The organism is Pseudomonas sp. NMI760_13 (genome assembly GCF_021283245.1).
Lineage (GTDB): Bacteria > Pseudomonadota > Gammaproteobacteria > Pseudomonadales > Pseudomonadaceae > Aquipseudomonas > Aquipseudomonas peradeniyensis.
In genome coordinates, this window is record NZ_JAJSRC010000024.1 from 51,429 (window position 1) to 70,115 (window position 18,687).

At 62.5% G+C, this 18,687-nt stretch carries 20 protein-coding genes; 13 read left to right on the plus strand and 7 right to left on the minus strand.

Features of this window, described 5'->3' with window-relative positions; genetic code table 11:
* Positions 1 to 102: 102 nt before the first annotated feature.
* Together ftsB and ispD are read left to right on the plus strand one after the other, a co-directional pair.
* A complete protein-coding gene (gene ftsB / locus LU671_RS21395) occupies positions 103 to 384 on the plus strand; it encodes a cell division protein FtsB (protein WP_011535259.1) in 282 nt (93 codons plus the stop codon).
* The gene (ispD, locus tag LU671_RS21400; RefSeq protein ID WP_232856797.1) at positions 381 to 1,088 is read left to right on the plus strand and encodes a 2-C-methyl-D-erythritol 4-phosphate cytidylyltransferase; all 708 of its coding nucleotides are present in this window, start codon (positions 381 to 383) and stop codon (positions 1,086 to 1,088) included. The genes ftsB and ispD overlap by 4 nt, the downstream gene beginning before the upstream one ends.
* A gap of 103 nt (positions 1,089 to 1,191) precedes the next feature.
* Here ispD and LU671_RS21405 read toward each other — a convergent pair whose 3' ends face one another.
* Positions 1,192 to 2,094, minus strand: coding sequence for a LysR substrate-binding domain-containing protein (locus LU671_RS21405; RefSeq protein ID WP_203651154.1), 903 nt, complete (start codon positions 2,092 to 2,094; stop codon positions 1,192 to 1,194).
* Between the two features lie 107 nt (positions 2,095 to 2,201).
* Between LU671_RS21405 and LU671_RS21410 the strand changes: the two genes are divergently transcribed.
* From LU671_RS21410 to rpoS, 8 genes are all read left to right on the plus strand, one after another.
* The gene (locus LU671_RS21410) at positions 2,202 to 3,314 is read left to right on the plus strand and encodes an S-(hydroxymethyl)glutathione dehydrogenase/class III alcohol dehydrogenase (RefSeq protein WP_203651155.1); all 1,113 of its coding nucleotides are present in this window, start codon (positions 2,202 to 2,204) and stop codon (positions 3,312 to 3,314) included.
* 10 nt (positions 3,315 to 3,324) lie between these two features.
* Positions 3,325 to 4,173, plus strand: a complete 849-nt coding sequence (fghA, locus tag LU671_RS21415) for an S-formylglutathione hydrolase (protein WP_232856799.1) — start codon at positions 3,325 to 3,327, stop codon at positions 4,171 to 4,173.
* 200 nt (positions 4,174 to 4,373) lie between these two features.
* Positions 4,374 to 4,847, plus strand: a complete 474-nt coding sequence (gene ispF / locus LU671_RS21420) for a 2-C-methyl-D-erythritol 2,4-cyclodiphosphate synthase (RefSeq protein ID WP_232856801.1) — start codon at positions 4,374 to 4,376, stop codon at positions 4,845 to 4,847.
* Positions 4,844 to 5,902, plus strand: coding sequence for a tRNA pseudouridine(13) synthase TruD (gene truD, locus LU671_RS21425; RefSeq protein WP_232856803.1), 1,059 nt, complete (start codon positions 4,844 to 4,846; stop codon positions 5,900 to 5,902). The genes ispF and truD overlap by 4 nt, the downstream gene beginning before the upstream one ends.
* Positions 5,890 to 6,639 carry a 5'/3'-nucleotidase SurE gene (surE, locus tag LU671_RS21430; RefSeq protein ID WP_232856805.1) on the plus strand — a complete coding sequence of 250 codons (750 nt, stop codon included), beginning with the start codon at positions 5,890 to 5,892 and terminating at the stop codon, positions 6,637 to 6,639. Before truD ends, surE begins: the two co-directional genes overlap by 13 nt.
* A gap of 38 nt (positions 6,640 to 6,677) precedes the next feature.
* Entirely contained in the window at positions 6,678 to 7,316 is a 639-nt protein-coding gene (locus LU671_RS21435) for a protein-L-isoaspartate(D-aspartate) O-methyltransferase (protein WP_162175259.1), read from the plus strand.
* 183 nt (positions 7,317 to 7,499) lie between these two features.
* The gene (locus LU671_RS21440) at positions 7,500 to 8,354 is read left to right on the plus strand and encodes a peptidoglycan DD-metalloendopeptidase family protein (RefSeq protein WP_232856807.1); all 855 of its coding nucleotides are present in this window, start codon (positions 7,500 to 7,502) and stop codon (positions 8,352 to 8,354) included.
* A gap of 105 nt (positions 8,355 to 8,459) precedes the next feature.
* Complete coding sequence (gene rpoS / locus LU671_RS21445; protein WP_011535249.1) at positions 8,460 to 9,467, plus strand: RNA polymerase sigma factor RpoS; 1,008 nt, start codon at positions 8,460 to 8,462, stop codon at positions 9,465 to 9,467.
* Between the two features lie 599 nt (positions 9,468 to 10,066).
* Here the strand turns inward: rpoS and fdxA are convergent.
* The 6 genes from fdxA to LU671_RS21475 form a co-directional block, all read right to left on the minus strand.
* Positions 10,067 to 10,390 carry a ferredoxin FdxA gene (gene fdxA / locus LU671_RS21450; protein ID WP_050704429.1) on the minus strand — a complete coding sequence of 108 codons (324 nt, stop codon included), beginning with the start codon at positions 10,388 to 10,390 and terminating at the stop codon, positions 10,067 to 10,069.
* A gap of 140 nt (positions 10,391 to 10,530) precedes the next feature.
* Positions 10,531 to 13,104, minus strand: a complete 2,574-nt coding sequence (gene mutS / locus LU671_RS21455; protein WP_232856855.1) for a DNA mismatch repair protein MutS — start codon at positions 13,102 to 13,104, stop codon at positions 10,531 to 10,533.
* Between the two features lie 163 nt (positions 13,105 to 13,267).
* Positions 13,268 to 14,035 (minus strand): class I SAM-dependent methyltransferase, encoded by a 768-nt coding sequence (locus tag LU671_RS21460; protein WP_232856809.1) that lies wholly within the window; start codon positions 14,033 to 14,035, stop codon positions 13,268 to 13,270.
* The gene (locus LU671_RS21465) at positions 14,032 to 14,436 is read right to left on the minus strand and encodes a GtrA family protein (RefSeq protein ID WP_232856811.1); all 405 of its coding nucleotides are present in this window, start codon (positions 14,434 to 14,436) and stop codon (positions 14,032 to 14,034) included. The genes LU671_RS21460 and LU671_RS21465 overlap by 4 nt, the downstream gene beginning before the upstream one ends.
* A gap of 1 nt (position 14,437) precedes the next feature.
* Positions 14,438 to 15,376 (minus strand): glycosyltransferase family 2 protein, encoded by a 939-nt coding sequence (locus LU671_RS21470; protein ID WP_232856812.1) that lies wholly within the window; start codon positions 15,374 to 15,376, stop codon positions 14,438 to 14,440.
* Positions 15,377 to 15,415: 39 nt separating this feature from the next.
* Entirely contained in the window at positions 15,416 to 16,747 is a 1,332-nt protein-coding gene (locus tag LU671_RS21475; protein WP_232856813.1) for a hypothetical protein, read from the minus strand.
* A gap of 164 nt (positions 16,748 to 16,911) precedes the next feature.
* Here LU671_RS21475 and LU671_RS21480 point away from each other — a divergent pair, with 164 nt between their 5' ends.
* From LU671_RS21480 to LU671_RS21490, 3 genes are all read left to right on the plus strand, one after another.
* Positions 16,912 to 17,658 (plus strand): LexA family transcriptional regulator, encoded by a 747-nt coding sequence (locus LU671_RS21480; RefSeq protein WP_232856815.1) that lies wholly within the window; start codon positions 16,912 to 16,914, stop codon positions 17,656 to 17,658.
* A gap of 462 nt (positions 17,659 to 18,120) precedes the next feature.
* Positions 18,121 to 18,468, plus strand: coding sequence for a phage holin family protein (locus LU671_RS21485; RefSeq protein ID WP_203651175.1), 348 nt, complete (start codon positions 18,121 to 18,123; stop codon positions 18,466 to 18,468).
* A 24-nt stretch (positions 18,469 to 18,492) separates the two neighbouring features.
* The gene (locus tag LU671_RS21490; RefSeq protein WP_203651177.1) at positions 18,493 to 18,681 is read left to right on the plus strand and encodes a Com family DNA-binding transcriptional regulator; all 189 of its coding nucleotides are present in this window, start codon (positions 18,493 to 18,495) and stop codon (positions 18,679 to 18,681) included.
* Positions 18,682 to 18,687 lie beyond the last annotated feature (6 nt).

Below are 18,687 nucleotides of genomic sequence, written 5' to 3' on the forward strand. Positions count from 1 at the left end.
TTCGGTTGTCTCCACGGGTTTCTGTCGACGAAGCCTGGCCTCGGCCAGGCTTCGTGCTATCGGAAGCTCGCTGCGGCGGCCTTTTTTACCCTGGATATCTTCATGCGCAGTCCCTATTGGTTGTTCCTCGTCCTGCTCCTGCTGCTCGGCGGCCTGCAATATCGCCTTTGGGTAGGTAATGGCAGCCTGGCGCAAGTGACCGAACTCAAACAGCAGATCGCCGACCAGCATGCGGAAAACGAACGCCTGCTGGAGCGCAATCGTGTGCTCGATGCCGAGGTCCTGGAGTTGAAGAAAGGTATGGAGACCGTGGAAGAACGGGCTCGTCATGAGCTGGGGATGGTCAAGGAGGGCGAAACCCTCTACCAGCTGCCGCAGAAATGACAAACGAACTGCCGGCCTTCTGGGCCGTGATTCCCGCCGCGGGCGTTGGTGCCCGCATGGCTGCCGACCGTCCCAAGCAGTACTTGCAACTGGGCGGGCAGACGATTCTCGAGCACAGCCTCGACTGTTTCCTCGACCATCCCATGCTCAAGGGCCTGGTGGTCAGCATTGCCGAACAAGACCCCTACTGGCCCGGCCTGCGTTGCGCCAGCGATCCGCGCATCCAGCGCGCCCCGGGCGGTAGCGAGCGCGCCGACTCGGTGCTCAACGCGCTGTTGCTGCTGCATGCCCAGGGCGCGGCGGATGACGACTGGGTGCTGGTGCACGACGCCGCGCGGCCGAACCTGGCACGTAGCGATCTGGACAAGTTGCTGTCAGCCCTGGCTGAAGATCCCGTCGGCGGATTGCTCGCCGTACCCGCCCGGGACACGCTCAAGCGTGCCGACGGCGAGGGCCGGGTGGCGGCCACGGTTGATCGCAGCACCGTCTGGCAGGCCTATACCCCGCAGATGTTCCGCCTTGGCATGCTGCACCGGGCGCTGGCCGAGTGCCTGGTGTCCGATGTGGCGGTCACCGACGAGTCGTCCGCCATCGAATGGGCCGGTTATGCGCCGCGCCTGGTCGAAGGGCGCAGCGACAACATCAAGGTGACCCGGCCAGAGGACTTGGAGTGGCTGCGCCAGCGCTGGGCCGGGCGCCGCTGAGCGCCGACCTGGCACTGTCCCTGTAGGAGCGGGCTTGTCCCGCGAACACCGGCAAAGCCGGTGCCATGCGACGCGGCGCCTGCTTTGCGGGGCAAGTCCGCTCCTACAGGGGAGTGCTGCTATATTCTGGCAACTGTGCCAACCCTTCCTTGAGATAGTCCACCAATCGCCTCACCTTCGGCGACAGATGCCGCTGCTGCGGATACAACGCCCACACTGCCGTATTCGGCGGCTGATGCCCCTCCAGCAACGACACCAGCGCCCCGCTGTGAAAATGCTCGAGCACGTAATAGTCCGGCAACTGGCACAGCCCCATCCCCTGCAGCGCCGCGTCCAGCACCGCCTGGCCGCTGTTGCAGCGCCAGTTGCCCTGCACCCGCTGGGTGATCTCGCGACCCTCCTGCTGCAGTGCCCACAGGTCCGAACTACCCACCAGGCAGTTGTGCCGCGCCAGCTCCGACAGGCTGTGCGGCCGCCCATAGCGCTCCAGGTAGGCCGGCGACGCGCACAGGTACATGCGCCTTGGTGCCAGGCGCGTGGCCACCAGCCGCGAATCCTGCAAGCGCCCCAGGCGAATCGCCAGGTCCATGCCTTCGTGCAGCAGGTCGAGGGTACGGTTGCTCAGCTCCACTTCGACCCGCAACTGCGGATACTGCGCCATGAAGCGCGTCACCAGCGGCACGATGAAGCGTTCGCCATAGGCCACCGCGCAGGTCATGCGCAGCAGGCCCTTGGGCTCGCTGGCCAGGTCGCCCATGGCGCGCAGCGCCTCCTCGCGGCCATCCTGCAGGCGCTGGCAGTGCTGGAGAAAGGTCTGCCCGGCTTCGCTCAGGGTCACCCGTCGGGTGCTGCGATACAACAGGCGAGTCTGCAGGCGTTCTTCCAGGCGGGCGATCTGCCGGCTGATGTGCGAGGACGACACCCCCAGGCGTTCGGCGGCGGCGGTGAACTGGCCCGATTCGGCCACCGCGACGAACTCGTCGATGCCCTCCCAGCGACTGCTCATGGATTATCCCTGCATAGCAATAATGTTTTGTGAATGGCTGGATTATTCATCAAAAGGCGGTGAATTACACTGACCGCCAGTAACCGACATCCTTCTGGAGACCTTTGATGATCAAGTCCCGCGCTGCCGTCGCCTTCGAGGCCAAGAAACCCCTGGAAATCGTCGAAGTGGACGTGGCCATGCCCAAGGCCGGCGAAGTGCTGCTGCGCGTCGTCGCCTCGGGTGTCTGCCATACCGACGCCTACACCCTGTCCGGCGCCGACCCGGAAGGTATCTTCCCGTCGATCCTCGGCCACGAAGGCGGGGCGATCGTCGAGGCGGTGGGCGAGGGCGTTACCTCGGTGGCGGTCGGTGACCATGTGATCCCGCTGTACACCCCCGAATGCGGCCAGTGCAAATTCTGCCTGTCGGGCAAGACCAACCTGTGCCAGGCCATCCGCGCCACCCAGGGCAAGGGCCTGATGCCCGACGGCACTACCCGCTTCAGCTACAAGGGCCAGCAGCTGTTCCACTACATGGGCACCTCGACCTTCTCCGAGTACACCGTGCTACCGGAAATCTCCGTGGCCAAGATCCAGAAGGAAGCTCCGCTGGAGAAGGTCTGCCTGCTCGGTTGCGGCGTGACCACCGGCATCGGCGCGGTACTCAACACCGCCAAGGTCAAGCCGGGTGACACCGTGGCCATCTTCGGCCTTGGCGGCATCGGCCTGTCGGCAGTGATCGGCGCGGTCAAGGCCAAGGCTTCGCGCATCATCGCCATCGACATCAATCCGGCCAAGTTCGAGATCGCCCGCCAGCTGGGCGCTACCGACTGCATCAACCCGAAAGACTACGACCGCCCGATCCAGGAAGTAATCGTCGACCTCACCGACGGCGGGGTCGATTTCTCCTTCGAGTGCATCGGCAACGTGCAACTGATGCGCGCGGCGCTGGAGTGCTGTCACAAGGGCTGGGGCGAGTCGGTGATCATCGGCGTGGCCGGTGCTGGCCAGGAAATCGCCACCCGTCCGTTCCAGCTGGTCACCGGTCGCGTCTGGCGCGGTTCGGCCTTCGGCGGCGTGCGGGGTCGCAGCGAGCTGCCGAGCTACGTCGAGATGGCCGAGAAGGGCGAGATCCCGTTGGACACCTTCATCACCCACACCATGGGCCTGGAGGACATCAACAAGGCCTTCGACCTGATGCACGAAGGCAAGAGCATCCGCAGCGTGATCCACTTCTGAGGGCCCCGCCATGACCCTGGAAAACCTCTCCTGCCAGAAGAGCTTCGGCGGCTGGCACAAGCGTTACCGGCACACTTCCAAGGTGCTCGGCTGCGACATGGTGTTCGCCGTCTACCTGCCGCCCCAGGCCGAGCAGGGCGAGAAGCTGCCGGTGCTGTACTGGCTCAGCGGCCTGACCTGCACCGACGAGAACTTCATGCAGAAGGCCGGCGCCCAGCGCCTGGCCGCCGAGCTCGGGCTGATCATCGTCGCCCCGGACACCAGCCCGCGTGGCGAGCAGGTGCCGGGTGATCCGGATGGCGCCTGGGACTTCGGTCTGGGCGCGGGGTTCTACCTCAACGCCACCCAGCAGCCCTGGGCCCAGCATTACCGGATGCACGACTACGTGGTGGAGGAGTTGCCGGCCCTGATCGAGGCGCACTTCCCGGCGTCCGACCAGCGCAGCATCAGCGGTCATTCCATGGGCGGGCACGGAGCGCTGGTCTGCGCCCTGCGCAACCCCGGGCGCTATCGTTCGGTGTCGGCGTTCTCGCCGATCAGCAATCCGATGGATTGCCCCTGGGGCGAGAAGGCGTTTTCCCGCTACCTGGGCGAGGACCGTGCGCGCTGGCGCGAGTGGGACGCCAGCGTGCTGCTGGCTGAGCCCGGGCAGTGCCCGCCGTTGCTGGTGGACCAGGGCGATCGCGATGACTTCCTCGACAAGCAGCTCAAGCCGCAGGCGCTGGAGCAGGCAGCGCGCAAGGGCGGCCATGCGCTGACCCTGCGCCTGCAGCCGGGCTATGACCATAGCTACTACTTCATCGCCAGCTTCATTGATGAACACCTGCGTCATCATGCGGTGGCGTTGGGCAGGGTTTAAAGGTCGATGGCTTTTCGTCTGTAGGCGCGGCCTTGTGCCGCGAAAGGGCCGCGAAGCGGCCCCAGGATGTCAGCGTCACCGCCAGTCCCGCCGGGGCTGCTGCGCAGCCCTTTCGCGGCACAAGGCCGCTCCTACAGCGCCGCCCAATACTGCATGAAAGCAGGTAGAATCACGCCCTGACTCAATCAGGGCGTTTTTCTATGCGTATTGGCCACGGCTACGATGTCCACCGTTTCTGCGACGGTGATTTCATTACCTTGGGCGGGGTGCGTATCCCCCACAAGTTCGGCCTGCTGGCCCACTCCGACGGCGACGTGCTGCTGCACGCCCTGAGCGATGCCCTGCTTGGCGCTGCGGCGCTGGGCGACATCGGCAAGCATTTCCCCGACACCGACCCGCAGTTCAAGGGCGCCGACAGCCGCGTCCTGTTGCGCCACGTGGTTACCGTCGTGCGCGACAAGGGCTGGAAGGTCGGCAACGTCGACGCCACCATCGTCGCCCAGGCGCCGAAGATGGCCCCGCATATCGAAATCATGCGCCAGCAGATCGCCGCAGACCTGCAGGTCGAACTCGACCAGGTCAACGTCAAGGCCACCACCGAAGAAAAGCTGGGCTTCACCGGTCGCGAGGAGGGCATCGCCGTGCACGCGGTCGCCCTGCTGCTGCCAGCATGACCGAACTGGAACTGCTGGGCCCACGGGCCTCGGGCGATGCATTGGGCACTGCAGTGCTCAAGGCGGTGGCCGAAGACTTCCAGGTCGATGAAGTCCTTGATATCCCGCTGTCCGGCCAGGGCGAGCACCTGTGGCTGTGGGTCGAGAAGCGCGACCTCAACACCGAGGAGGCGGCCCGCCGCCTGGCCCGCGCCGCCGGCGTGCCGGTGCGCGCCATCAGCTATGCCGGCCTCAAGGACCGCCAGGCCCTGACCCGCCAGTGGTTCAGCCTGCACCTGCCGGGCAAGGCCGACCCCGACCTGTCCCGCGCCGAGGACGACACCCTGCGGGTGCTCAAGCAGGTGCGCCACCAGCGCAAGCTGCAGCGTGGCGCGCACTCGGCCAATGGCTTCACCTTGCGCCTGACCGCGCTGCAGGCCGACCGCCCGGCCCTCGATGCCCGCCTGGAGCAACTCAAGCTGCAGGGCGTGCCCAATTACTTCGGCAGCCAGCGTTTCGGCCATGGCGGTGGCAACGTGCATGATGCCCAGGGCTGGGCCGCACGCCAGGCATTGCCCGAGCAGCGTAACGTGCGCTCGCGGTTGTTGTCGGCCGGGCGCAGCTACCTGTTCAACCAGGTGCTGGCCGCCCGGGTGGCAGACGGCAGCTGGCAGCGCGCCCAGGTCGGCGACCTGCTGGCGTTCACCGACAGCCGCAGTTTCTTCCCGGCAGGGGAGGCCGAGTGCAGCGATCCGCGCCTGGCCATTCTCGACCTGCATCCCACCGGCCCGCTGTGGGGCGAGGGGCAATCGCCTTGCGCTGGCGCGACCCAGGCGCTCGAGAGCGAAGTTGCCGCCCGCCATCCGGCGTTGTGCCAATGGCTGGCGCGAGCGGGCATGGATCACGAACGGCGCATCCTGCGGCTCCCTATTGGGCGTCTGTCGTGGCATTATCCCGAGCCTGATATCCTGCAACTGGAATTCGTCCTTCCGGCCGGATGCTTCGCCACCGTGGTGGTGCGCGAACTCGTCGATCTGGTGCCGGCAGGGCAGACGGACAGCCCATGCGTATTCTGATTTCGAATGACGACGGTGTTACCGCACCCGGCATCGCCGCGCTGCATGAAGCGCTGGCGGATTACGCCGAGTGCGTGGTGATTGCCCCGGATCAAGACAAGAGCGGCGCCAGCAGTTCGCTGACGCTCGACCGGCCGCTGCACCCGCAGACCCTGGCCAACGGCTTCATCAGCCTCAACGGCACGCCCACCGACTGCGTGCACCTGGGGCTCAACGGCCTGCTGCCGGAAACCCCCGACATGGTGGTGTCCGGCATCAACCTGGGTGCCAACCTGGGGGATGACGTGCTGTATTCCGGCACGGTCGCCGCCGCGCTGGAAGGGCGTTTCCTCGGCGGCACCTCGCTGGCCTTCTCGCTGCTTTCGCGTCTGCCCGATAACCTGCCGACCGCCGCCTATATCGCCCGGCGCCTGGTCGAGGCGCAGTCGCGCCTGGAACTGCCGCCGCGCACCGTGCTCAACGTCAACATCCCCAACCTGCCGCTGGAGCACATCCGCGGCATCCAGCTTACCCGCCTGGGGCACCGGGCGCGTGCCGCGGCGCCGACCAAGGTGGTCAACCCGCGGGGCAAGGAAGGTTACTGGATCGCCGTGGCCGGCGATGCCGAGGATGGCGGGCCGGGTACCGATTTCCATGCGGTGATGCAAGGCTACGTGTCGATCACGCCGTTGCAGCTGGACCGTACCTTCAACGATGCCTTCGAGCGCCTCGATGGCTGGCTGGAGGGCGTGCTCTGATGCGCGAACAGGACGATCTGCAGCGTCGCGGCATCGGCATGACCTCCCAGCGTACCCGGGAGCGGCTGATCCAGCGCCTCTACGAAGAAGGCGTGTCGAACGCCAAGGTACTCGAGGCCATTCGCCGCACCCCGCGCCACCTGTTTGTCGATGAAGCCCTGGCCCATCGAGCCTACGAGGACACGGCGCTGCCGATCGGCCACAACCAGACGATCTCCCAGCCGTTCATGGTCGCGCACATGAGCGAGCTGCTTCTGGAGGCCGGGCCCCTGGACAAGGTGCTGGAGATCGGCACCGGTTCTGGCTACCAGACCGCGATCCTGGCCCAGCTGGTGGAGCGGGTGTTCTCGGTGGAGCGGATCAAGGTCCTGCAGGACCGGGCCAAGGAGCGCCTGGTCGAGCTCAACCTGCGCAACGTGGTGTTCCGCTGGGGCGACGGCTGCGAAGGCTGGCCGGCGCTGGCGCCGTACAACGGCATCATCGTTACCGCGGTCGCCCCGGAAGTGCCCCAGGCACTGCTCGACCAGCTGGCGCCGGGCGGGCGCATGGTGATCCCGGTCGGGCCGGCGGGGGAGACCCAGCAGCTGATGCTGATCGTGCGCGAAGAACATGGCTTCTCGCGCCGGGTACTCGGGGCCGTACGCTTCGTACCCCTGCTCAACGGCCCGCTGGCCTGACCTGCGCAACGGAATATTTGCGCCGGCGACGAATTCTTGCGCCTGGCCCCTGTCTATCTGGCGTGGCGTTTTTCGTACACCGATCAGGCCAACAGCGAGTCACCCCAAGGTGGGTGGCTCGGTTATAATTGAAACAATATTGCATTTCGTATCGTCATTTTTGACAGCATGAGGGGAGCGCGGGTGGGTCACACAGGCATGCGGCAGCGCAAGGAACGGTCGGTATTGAAGCTTCTGGTGATTGCGCTGGCCATGGGGACCCTGTTGGCTGGCTGTTCCAGCACCAGCTCCAACGGCGCCCGCGTGGTCGACCGCAACAACGCCGCGCCCAAGCGCCCGACCGTCACCTCGGGGCAGTACATCGTCAAGCCCGGCGACACGCTGTTCTCCATCGCCTTCCGCTATGGCTGGGACTACAAGGAGCTGGCGGCGCGCAACAACATTCCCGCCCCCTACACCATCCGTCCGGGCCAGCCGATTCGTTTCAGCAGCGGCGCGGGGGGCAGCACCACGGTTGTCAGCAGCCCTTCTTCGTCGAGCAAGACCACCGTCATCCGCCGACCGGTCGGCAGCACCGCGCCGACGACCAGTAATGGCAAAAGTGCCACTACTGCCTCTTCCACCACCTCGCAAACGGTTGCCCAGGTGCCCGCCGCAGAGCGCGCCGTCGGCGGTTGGACGTGGCCGGCGAGCGGCGTGCTGATTGGTAAATTCGCTTCAAACGGTAGTTTGAATAAAGGCATTGATATCGCCGGTGATTTGGGACAGCCTGTTTTTGCTGCGTCTGATGGAGCGGTGGTCTACGCCGGCAGTGGCTTGAGGGGCTATGGCGAGCTCATCATCATCAAACACAGCGATACCTACGTCAGTGCCTACGGTCACAACCGCAGGCTTTTGGTTCGGGAGGGGCAGCAGGTCAAGGCAGGGCAGACGATCGCAGAAATGGGGTCCACGGGCACTGATCGGGTGAAGCTGCATTTCGAGATTCGCCGCCAGGGCAAACCCGTCGATCCGCTCCAGTTCCTGCCACGCCGTTGATCATTGTCCCGGCCTGTTCCTTGGATGTAGAGGGGACAGGCTCCAGCGCTGCCATGGAAGGGTGACGCTCGAGTCTGAGTTCGAACTCAGCAAAGGACTATAACAATGGCTCTCAGTAAAGAAGTGCCGGAGTTTGACATCGACGATGACCTCCTTCTCATGGAGACGGGCATCGTTTTGGAAACGGATGTGGTGTCAGACGAACCTGCTGTACCTTCGGTTCGGACCAAGTCGAAACAGGGCGCATCGCTCAAGCAGCACAAGTACATCGACTACAGTCGCGCACTTGATGCTACTCAACTGTATCTGAATGAAATCGGCTTCTCGCCCCTGCTTTCGCCAGAGGAAGAAGTGCATTTCGCGCGCCTGTCGCAAAAAGGCGACCCGGCCGGTCGCAAGCGCATGATCGAAAGCAACCTGCGCCTGGTGGTCAAGATCGCCCGCCGTTACGTCAATCGTGGCTTGTCGTTGCTCGACCTGATCGAGGAAGGCAACCTGGGACTGATCCGTGCGGTGGAGAAATTCGACCCCGAGCGGGGCTTCCGCTTCTCGACCTACGCGACCTGGTGGATCCGCCAGACCATCGAACGGGCGATCATGAACCAGACCCGCACCATCCGCCTGCCCATCCACGTGGTCAAGGAGCTCAACGTCTACTTGCGCGCTGCCCGCGAGCTGACGCAGAAACTCGACCACGAGCCGTCGCCGGAAGAAATCGCCAGCCTGCTGGAGAAACCGGTGGCCGAGGTCAAGCGCATGCTCGGCCTGAACGAGCGGGTGTCCTCGGTGGATGTCTCGCTCGGCCCTGACTCGGACAAGACGCTGCTCGACACGCTCACCGACGATCGCCCCACCGATCCGTGCGAACTGCTGCAGGACGACGACCTGTCGCAGAGCATCGACCAGTGGCTGGGCGAGCTGACCGACAAGCAGCGCGAGGTGGTGGTGCGGCGTTTCGGCCTGCGTGGGCATGAAAGCAGCACCCTCGAGGATGTCGGCCTGGAGATCGGCCTGACCCGCGAGCGCGTGCGGCAGATCCAGGTCGAAGGCCTCAAGCGTCTGCGCGAGATCCTTGAGAAGAATGGCCTGTCCAGCGAGTCGCTGTTCCAGTAGTCACTGACGTGCTTAGGCGAACGCCCCGACTTGTTCGGGGCGTTTGCGTTTTAGATTGGCTGATCTGACGCCATCGCGGGGCAAGCCCGCTCCCACGCTGCTTTTGGGGGCTGGACGCGAAACCTGTAGGAGCGGGCTTGCCCCGCGAAGGCGTCCTCAATACCAACCCCATAGCCTGCTCCCCTGCGAAGTATTTATTTCTCCACCCTCGTAGCATCGCGTGTAAGCATTTGCTCACTCGTCATGTAAGCGATCGCTGTAGGGATCAGTAAATCAATGTCGTTTCCAACGGCGTACTTTTTCTAACTAACTGATATTTATGACTTTTATAAATATCAAAAGATGTGTCACCTGAATCATCCTGAGATATTCGCCGCTTGTTCCCTACCGAGGAATCGCTAGTATTCGAACTGTGTCAAGGGACAGACACAGGCCTTCAAGGATGACGGCCAGGGACATCGCGGGACGCGATTCATCAGGATGATGATTGGGACATACAGGGACTACGGAAAAAATGTGGGCGGGTCAAACCGCCCCTTTTTTTTGCCCGTCGGAAATGAAAAAAGGCCCTTTCGGGCCTTTTTCGCAACTGGGCGCTATCAGCGCTCCAGGTCGGCAATCTTGCCCGTCTTGCCATCCCACTCTTCGGCGTCCGGCAGGGCGTCTTTCTTCTCGGTGATGTTCGGCCAGATCTCCGCCAGCTCGGCGTTCAGCTCGATGAAGTTCTCCATGCCGGACGGCACTTCGTCTTCCGAGAAAATCGCCTGGGCCGGGCACTCCGGCTCGCACAGCGCACAGTCGATGCACTCGTCCGGGTGAATCACCAGGAAGTTCGGGCCTTCGTAGAAGCAGTCCACCGGACAGACTTCCACGCAGTCGGTGTACTTGCATTTGATGCAGTTGTCGGTGACGACGAAGGTCATTTCTAATTCTCTCCTCAGGCGACGGCAGCTTGCCCTTCCTTACCAGGGCAGCGCGGTTCACGGTGCTGGCTGCAGGCCAGGCTAATAACCTGCAGTGCTCGCAAACCGCGCCGGATTCTACCAGCTTGCGCGGTGGGCCGTTATAACAGGTTTTTCAGTTGATATAGCATTTCGATAGCTTGGCGCGGCGTCATGTCGTCCAGGTCCAGCTTGCCCAGCTTCTCGATGGCTGGGTGTGGCAGGCTGGCGAACAGGTCGCTCTGGTGCGGCACGTGAGGCATGTTGTCGCGGGCTGGCGTGACCGGCGCCTCGTGGGGCAGGCTGGCGGTTTCCAGCCGGCCGAGGTGCTCGCGGGCGCGTTGGATCACCGCCGCCGGCACGCCCGCCAACTGCGCCACGGCCAGGCCGTAGCTCTGGCTCGCCGGGCCCGGCAGGACGTGGTGCAGGAACACGATGCGTTCGTTGTGTTCGGTGGCGTTCAGGTGCACGTTGGCCACTAGCGGTTCGCTGTCCGGCAGCACGGTCAGTTCGAAGTAGTGGGTGGCGAACAGCGTGTAGGCGCGCAACTGGGCCAGGCGCTCGGCGGCGGCCCAGGCCAGCGACAGGCCATCGAAGGTACTGGTGCCGCGGCCGACTTCGTCCATCAGCACCAGGCTGCGGTCGGTGGCGTTGTGCAGGATATTGGCGGTCTCGCTCATCTCGACCATGAAGGTCGAACGCCCGCCGGCCAGGTCGTCGCTGGAGCCGATACGGGTGAAGATGCGGTCGACCGGCGACAGTTCGCAGGCGGCTGCCGGGACGAAGCTGCCGATATGGGCCATCAGCACGATCAGCGCGGTCTGGCGCATGTAGGTGGACTTACCGCCCATGTTCGGGCCGGTGATGATCAGCATGCGCGTGCTGTTGTCCAGGCCCAGGTCGTTGGCCACGAATGGCGTGGTCAGCACCTGCTCGACCACCGGGTGACGGCCCTGCTCGATGCGCAGGCACGGCTCCTCGACGAAGCTTGGGCAGTTCAGGTCCAGGTTCAGGGCGCGCTCGGCCAGGTTGCTCAGCACATCCAGTTCGGCCAGGGCGGCGGCGCTGTCCTGCAGCGGCGCCAGGTGTTCGATCAGGGTTTCGAGCAAGGCATCGTAGAGCATCTTCTCGCGGGCCAGGGCGCGGCTCTTGGCCGACAGTGCCTTGTCCTCGAAGGTCTTGAGCTCGGGGGTGATGAAGCGTTCGGCGCCCTTGAGCGTCTGCCGCCGGATGTAGTCGGCGGGTGCCTGCTCGGCCTGCTTGGTCGGCAGTTCGATGAAGTAGCCGTGCACGCGGTTGTAGCCAACCTTGAGGTTGGCCAGGCCCGTGCGGGCCTTCTCGCGGGCTTCGAGGTCGATGAGGAACTGGCCGGCGTTCTCGCTGATCGCCAGCAGCTCGTCCAGTTCGCTGTCGTAGCCGGTCTTGAGCACGCCACCGTCGCGGATCACCGCCGGTGGGTTGTCGATGATCGCCCGCTCCAGCAGGCCGGCCAGCTCCGGATAGGTGCCGGTGATCGCGGCCAGGCGCGCCAGGTGTGGCGCCTCCAGCTCGGTCATGGCGTTCTGCAGCTCGGGCAGGGCGCCGAGGGCGTCGCGCAGGCGCGCCAGGTCACGGGGACGGGCGTTGCGCAGGCCGATCCGCGCGAGGATCCGCTCGATGTCGCCGATTTCCTTGAGCTGCGGCTGCAGCTTCTCGAAACGGTAGCCGTCGAGCAGGCAGCGGATCGAATCCTGGCGGGCCTTGAGCACCTTCAGGTCGCGCAGCGGACGGTTCAGCCAGCGGGTCAGCAGGCGGCTGGCCATGGCGGTCTGGCAACGGTCGATGACCGATTGCAGGGTGTTGTCGCGGCCACCGGCCAGGTTGATGTCCAGCTCCAGGTTGCGGCGGCTGGCGGCATCGAGGATGACCGTGTCGTCCAGGCGCTCGTGACGCAGGCTGCGCAGGTGGGGCAGGGCGGTGCGCTGGGTTTCCTTGGCGTAGGTCAGCAGGCAGCCGGCGGCGCCGATGGCCAGGGTCAGCTTGTCGCAGCCAAAGCCCTTGAGGTCCTGGGTGGCGAACTGCTGGCAGAGGCTCTTGCGCGCCGTGTCGCGGTCGAAGTCCCACGGTGCGCGGCGACGGGCGCCGGGGCGCTTTTCGGCCGGCAGGCCCTGCGGCCAATCGTCGGGGATCAGCAGTTCCACCGGGTTGATGCGTTCGAGCTCGGCCAGCAGGTTCTCCCAGCCCTTGATTTCCTGCACGCTGAAGTTGCCGCTGGTGATGTCCAGCACCGCCAGGCCGAACAGGCGCTCGTCACCCAGCAGGGCGGCGATCAGGTTGTCGCGGCGCTCGTCGAGCAAGGCCTCGTCGCTGATCGTGCCCGGGGTGATGATGCGCACCACCTGGCGCTCCACCGGGCCCTTGCTGGTGGCCGGGTCGCCGATCTGCTCGCAGATGACCACCGACTCGCCGAGCTTGACCAGCTTGGCCAGGTAGCCTTCCAGCGAGTGGAACGGAATCCCGCACATGGGAATCGACTGGCCCGCCGACTGCCCGCGGGCGGTCAGGGTGATATCCAGCAGTTTCGCGGCTTTCTTCGCATCTTCGTAGAAGATCTCGTAGAAATCGCCCATGCGGTAGAACATCAGCTGGTCTGGGTGCTGGTTTTTCAGCTTCCAGTACTGCTGCATCATCGGGGTGTGTGCGCTGAGATCGGAAATTGCTTTATTCATCAGTGAGTTGCAGGCAAGTCTTTGGAGGACTGGGGCAGGATTGGGGTGACGTCCACGGTTGAAACACCGTGATACGCCTGCTGTGCCACCTAAAAGGCTGGCGAGAGGGTATCACGAACGACGGGTCGCCTTCTGTCAGAAAATCGAGGCATCAGTTCATCGCGGTTGGCAGCTTTCGTGCGACAACCAGCCGTGATCCTCCCAGGGGCAGGTTCAGCCCCCGTCGAATCATTGCCAGTTCAAGGTTCAATGCCCACTCAAAGATCCCGTTCAACGCAGGGTGGATGCGCAGTTCGGCCATTTCGTCGGGCTTTGCGTCGTCTGAGTGCTTTTTCATCAGACGGGACAGGTACATCGCTGGCAGCAAGGTGCTGACAAACGAGGTGCTTCGAACGACTTCCAATCCAGCCCGGACCATCTTGCCATGCAGTTCACTGGCCTCATATCGCCTGACATGACAGGCATGTACATCCACGGAGCTCCACAGCCAGCGATGTTGCGGAACGGTGATGAACAACATGCCGTTTGGCGCCAGGGCCCTGGCCATCTGATCCAGAACCTGCTCATCCTCTTCGATATGCTCAAGCACATCGAAAGCGCCGATGACATCCGGTGCTGACGCGAAATTGATTTGCCTGGCATCCATTTGTTGGAACTCGACATCGGGAAGCCGCTGCCGCGCGTAAACCAGGCCTTCATTGAAGTACTCGCTGCCCGAGAGGTGTGCTTCAGGGAATGCACGGGCCACGGCAGATATGACGAACCCTGTGCCGCAGCCGATCTCATGAAATGAGGTCAGCTGCGGCATGTACTTTTTCAGTGCCCAGATGATGATTTTGTTTCTAGCGCGAAACCAGAAGTTCTTGCCCTCCAGGCTCGCCAATTCCTGATAGAAGTCTTTGCGGAAACCGGTTTTCATTTCGAGTCACCACGAAATACGAAATACTTGCAGGCCAGGAAACCATAAAGCGCGACGACCAGGATGGCGACTGCCTGCACGGCCTGATGGGGGTAACCAAGTAGGTCGGAGAAAATGAGCAATAACAAAAAATTCAGCAAGTAGCCGATGATATGCATTTGCACATAACGAAGCATTGCGCCACGTTGCTTGACTTGCATGAAAGTCCATTGATGGTTGGCGATGAAGCCGAAGACTACGCCGATGAGGTACATGAGTGTCATCGAGAGTTTCTTGCCGACGTCTGCGTAGACGAGGAGCAGGTAGCCAAGATAGACCAGGCCATTGCTCGTTACGCCAACAATGCCGTAACGAATGAATTGGGCAAGGGTGGTGGCGCTTGGGGATCTCAACGTCAGCACCTCAGAAGGTCTTTTGTCTGACGATGTACAGCGGCCGCTTCTTGGTTTCGTCGAACGTCTTGCCGATATAGATGCCGACAACACCCTGAATGGAGATGATCACCCCGCCAATGAAGAACAGCGACACCATCAGGCTGGTCCAGCCAGGTACGACCGCACCGTGCAGTAACGTGGTGGTGAGCAGGTAGGCGCCATACAGGAAAGACAGCAATGCCATGGAAAAACCGAGCTTGACCGCTAACCGCAGAGGCTTGTCGGAATAGGCGATGATGGTTTCCATCGCCAGATCCCAGAGTTTCGAGAAGGTATAGGTGCTCTCGCCATGTGGGCGCTCGGCGTGCTCGACCGCAATACCGGTGGTGTTGAACCCCATCCAGTGGACCAGGGCACCAAAAAAGCGCAGTTGCTCACGCATCTGGCAGAGGTTGTCGACCACCTTGCGGGAGATGATCCGAAAGTTGCCACTGTCGCCATCGTAGTCAAAGTCGGCCAGGTAACTGAACATCTTGTAGAACAGCCACGACGTGAGCCGCTTGAGTGGCGCGTCACGGCGTTTGCCGCGCAGCGCTAGGACAATGTCGAAGCCTTCCTGGGCCTTGGCATAAAGGCGCGGGATTTCCTCGGGCCGATCCTGCAGATCACAGTCCATGACGACGACCCACTGACCGCGACAGCTGTCCAGGCCTGCGGTGATACCGTAGTGTTGTCCGAAATTGCGGCTTAACTGGATACCCCGGACACGGGGATCACTTGCGGCGAGCCGTTCGATGATCTCCCATGAGCGATCACCCCCACAGTCCTCGACCAGCAGAATCTCGAAATCAAGAGAAATCGTCTCCAGCGAGGCTTTCAGGCGTCGGTACAATTCGTCGAGAGATTGCTCAGCCTTGTAGACCGGTATGACAACCGACAATAGAGGATCTGCAGTCTGTAGTGGCATCGTATTCCGTGACTTTCTTGTTGAGCGTTGAATTGACTGTTACCAGTACTGCATGTAGCCAAACAGAAGTTCTTGACGGTAATAGAACACGCCGCAAGCCGTGTGTGCGAAGAACACGCTGAGGCAGAGGCCGTACTTTATCTTATCGAACACGGTGCGGGTCAGGGACTTGCGATCACCGAGCAGGAACGCCAGCGAGAACAGGAATGCCAGGTACAGGCCGATCTGCCCGCTCCACCAGAAGTTGCCGGCATACATTCGATAGCCACTTTCGGCGAAGAAGTAGGTGAGGATCATGCCCATCAGCAGGCACAGGAACGCCAGCACGAAGGCCTTATTCTGTGTGCTCGCCTTGGGATAGGAGAGCAGCACAAGCAGCGGGAAGGCAATCGACAGGAACAGCTTGCCAGTCAGGAAATTCGAGTAGTGGGAGAATGTTTCGAATGGCAGGAACAGCACGTGGCTTTCTTCATTGCCCGTCCCGGTGGAAAGCCCTTGGTAAAAGTAGGTGTGGAAGAACTGAAGGCTGAGCACCAGTAGGACAGGGAGGAAAAAGGCCCCGTAGATGTACGGGCGTTTCAGGGTGGAATGCAGTTGCTGGGTGATCATCAGGAACAGCACGAACGCCGGCAGGACGATCAGCAGGAAGTTCGGTTTGGAAATACCGCAGACGAAAATCGCAGCAGCAAACGCGAGGGCACTGGGCAGTGGATCTCCTGCGGGGCGGTCCACTGTCTTCAGGGCATAGCAGAACACGATCAATGACAACGGTTTGAGCAGCAGCATGGTGGGGCTGTGGTAGACCGTGATGCCGATGTAGCCGAAGTACAAGTGGTTATCGACGAAAAAGAACGCCTGCAGCGGTGTCACCAGGAGCAGGCAGACAGAGAACACAAAGGCAACGGGCAACGATGTGCGGGGCGCTAGAACACGGTAGCTGAGGATGGCCAGCAACGAAATGGCCAGGAGGATCACCACAGTTGAAGCCGCGATGTAGTCGATGGCCAGCAACTTCTTCGCAACGATGACCAGAACGTGATAAAGCGGGTGCGGAAGTATGAGCTTGCCGTGCTCTTCGATTTCGCTCGCCCATTTCAGGTGGGCGACATAGTCACCACCAATGGCGGATAGCTTGCTGATCAGCGGTTCGAAGATGGCGACGCTGATGACCAGCAATGCGAAGTACACCGCACCTTCGATCAAGCGACTGGATGTTGTCGTCACACGACTTTCGCTATGGGGTATCACCGGACCCTCCCTGTTTTCGTTGAGCGGTTCAATTGTCCTGGACACGGCCAGGGGCACTGGCTGCGCCTTGTTGTGATCCGGATACCTGATAGCAGGCATCCGAAACAGTCGGTTCTTGAACATGGCACTGCGCCCTGCGCGGATTATTTTCATGCGGCGCTGGCAATTGGGCCGAGGAGTATACCCGTAGCTTTACTGCGGCGTCCTGACGGCGACCGGCTGTTGCGAATCAGAAATCACTGACCTTTGCCATCCCTTGATTGCATTTCGCATATGCTCTCGCTACTATGCATTCTATGCAAAAGCGCAACGTAGCCTCCGTACTTAGAGAACTGCTCGCCCGCCACGGCCTGTCCCCCACAGAGCTGCATCGGCGCACGGGCGTGCCTCAATCCACCCTGTCGCGGATTCTCAGCGAGAAGATCGTCGATCCTTCGGACAAGCACGTCTCGAAGATCGCCGAGTACTTCGGCGTGAGCACCGACCAGTTGCGCGGCCGCGTCGAACTGGGCGAGTCCCGTGACGCGGCCCCGCTCGCCCAGGGCCACGCAGCCCTGAGCGATATCAGCCTGTGGGACGATGAAACCCCCGTCGAGGACGACGAGGTGTCCGTTCCTTTTCTTCGTGAGGTCGAGTTGGCAGCAGGATCAGGAAGATTCGTCATCGAGGAAAGCGAGAACGCTCGCTTGCGCTTCGGCAAACGCAGCCTGCGCCACAATGGCGTGCAGTTCGACAACGCCAAGTGCGTGACGGTGCGCGGCAACAGCATGCTGCCGGTACTGCGCGATGGCGCCACGGTCGGGGTCAATACCGGTAAAAGCACCATCGGCGATATCATCGACGGTGACCTTTATGCCATCAACCACAATGGCCAGCTGCGGGTGAAACAGGTGTACCGCCTGCCTACCGGCATTCGCCTGCGCAGCTTCAACCGCGACGAGCACCCCGACGAGGACTACAGCTTCCAGCAGATGCAGGAAGAACAGATCAGCCTTCTCGGCCACGTCTTCTGGTGGGGCATGTACGCCCGTTGATCCCCAGCCCTCGATAAAAACCCGCCTCGGCGGGTTTTTTTTCGCCCTCAGAAAACCCCTACAGCCACGTCAGATCAGGCCTCCATGCATAGAAGCAAAAGCTGATGCATAAAAATTTGAATTTGTGCATTGACTGCATATGCATGAGTGCATAAAATGTATCCCAAGCCGGACGCAAACCGGTTGAGATACAGGCAGCGATGAACAGGCCTCGACTGTTCAGAGGGTTGGCAACTGGCCCGGGTGTGCAGCGTAAAGCACCACGATCAGTTATCCGGCGGGCAGGCGGCCGCGGTCGGAGTCACCAATTTGAAGCGCAACCGCACGGCGTCACCAGTCGTGGCCGGCGGTTACACCGCGCATTACTGAAAAGCCTGCAGGGCGGGCTTTTTGGAATGCCGAGTCAAGCCAATCACGATCCGCCGGCATGTCGCCGGCGGGCAACACACAGGAGGCAGGAACGTGACGAACGAGCAACAGGCGTTGCTGGAGATGCCGCTCTGGCTGGTGATCCTCCTGGCATTGCTGGGCGGGCTTTCCGGCGAGATGTGGCGCGCCGACAAGGCCGGCGCCCGCGGCTGGGGGCTGCTCAGGCGGCTGGCGCTGCGCTCCGGGGCCTGCATGGCCTGCGGGGTATCGACGGTCATGCTGCTGTACGCCAGCGGCATGTCGATCTGGAGTGCCAGTGCCTTTGGCTGCCTCACCGCCATGGCTGGCGCCGACGTGGCCATCGGTCTCTATGAGCGCTGGGCCGCGCGCCGGCTGGGGCTGGACGACCAGCCCGCAGTGGCGCGCCAGGACGAAGAATGAACGCGGTAACAAGGAAGAAAGCGGATGTTCAACGAGTTTCGCTGCGGTAAATGCAACCGCTTGCTGGCCCGCATCGGCGGGTCGGCGCTGGTCCAGATCAAGTGTTCGCGCTGCGCGACCTTGAACCACATGAAGGCCACGGGCCTCGACAACGTGCCACCGAGCGATCAGGACGGGCCGCAGAGCCCAGCTCCCCTTCAATCGATCCAGTAGGAGAAA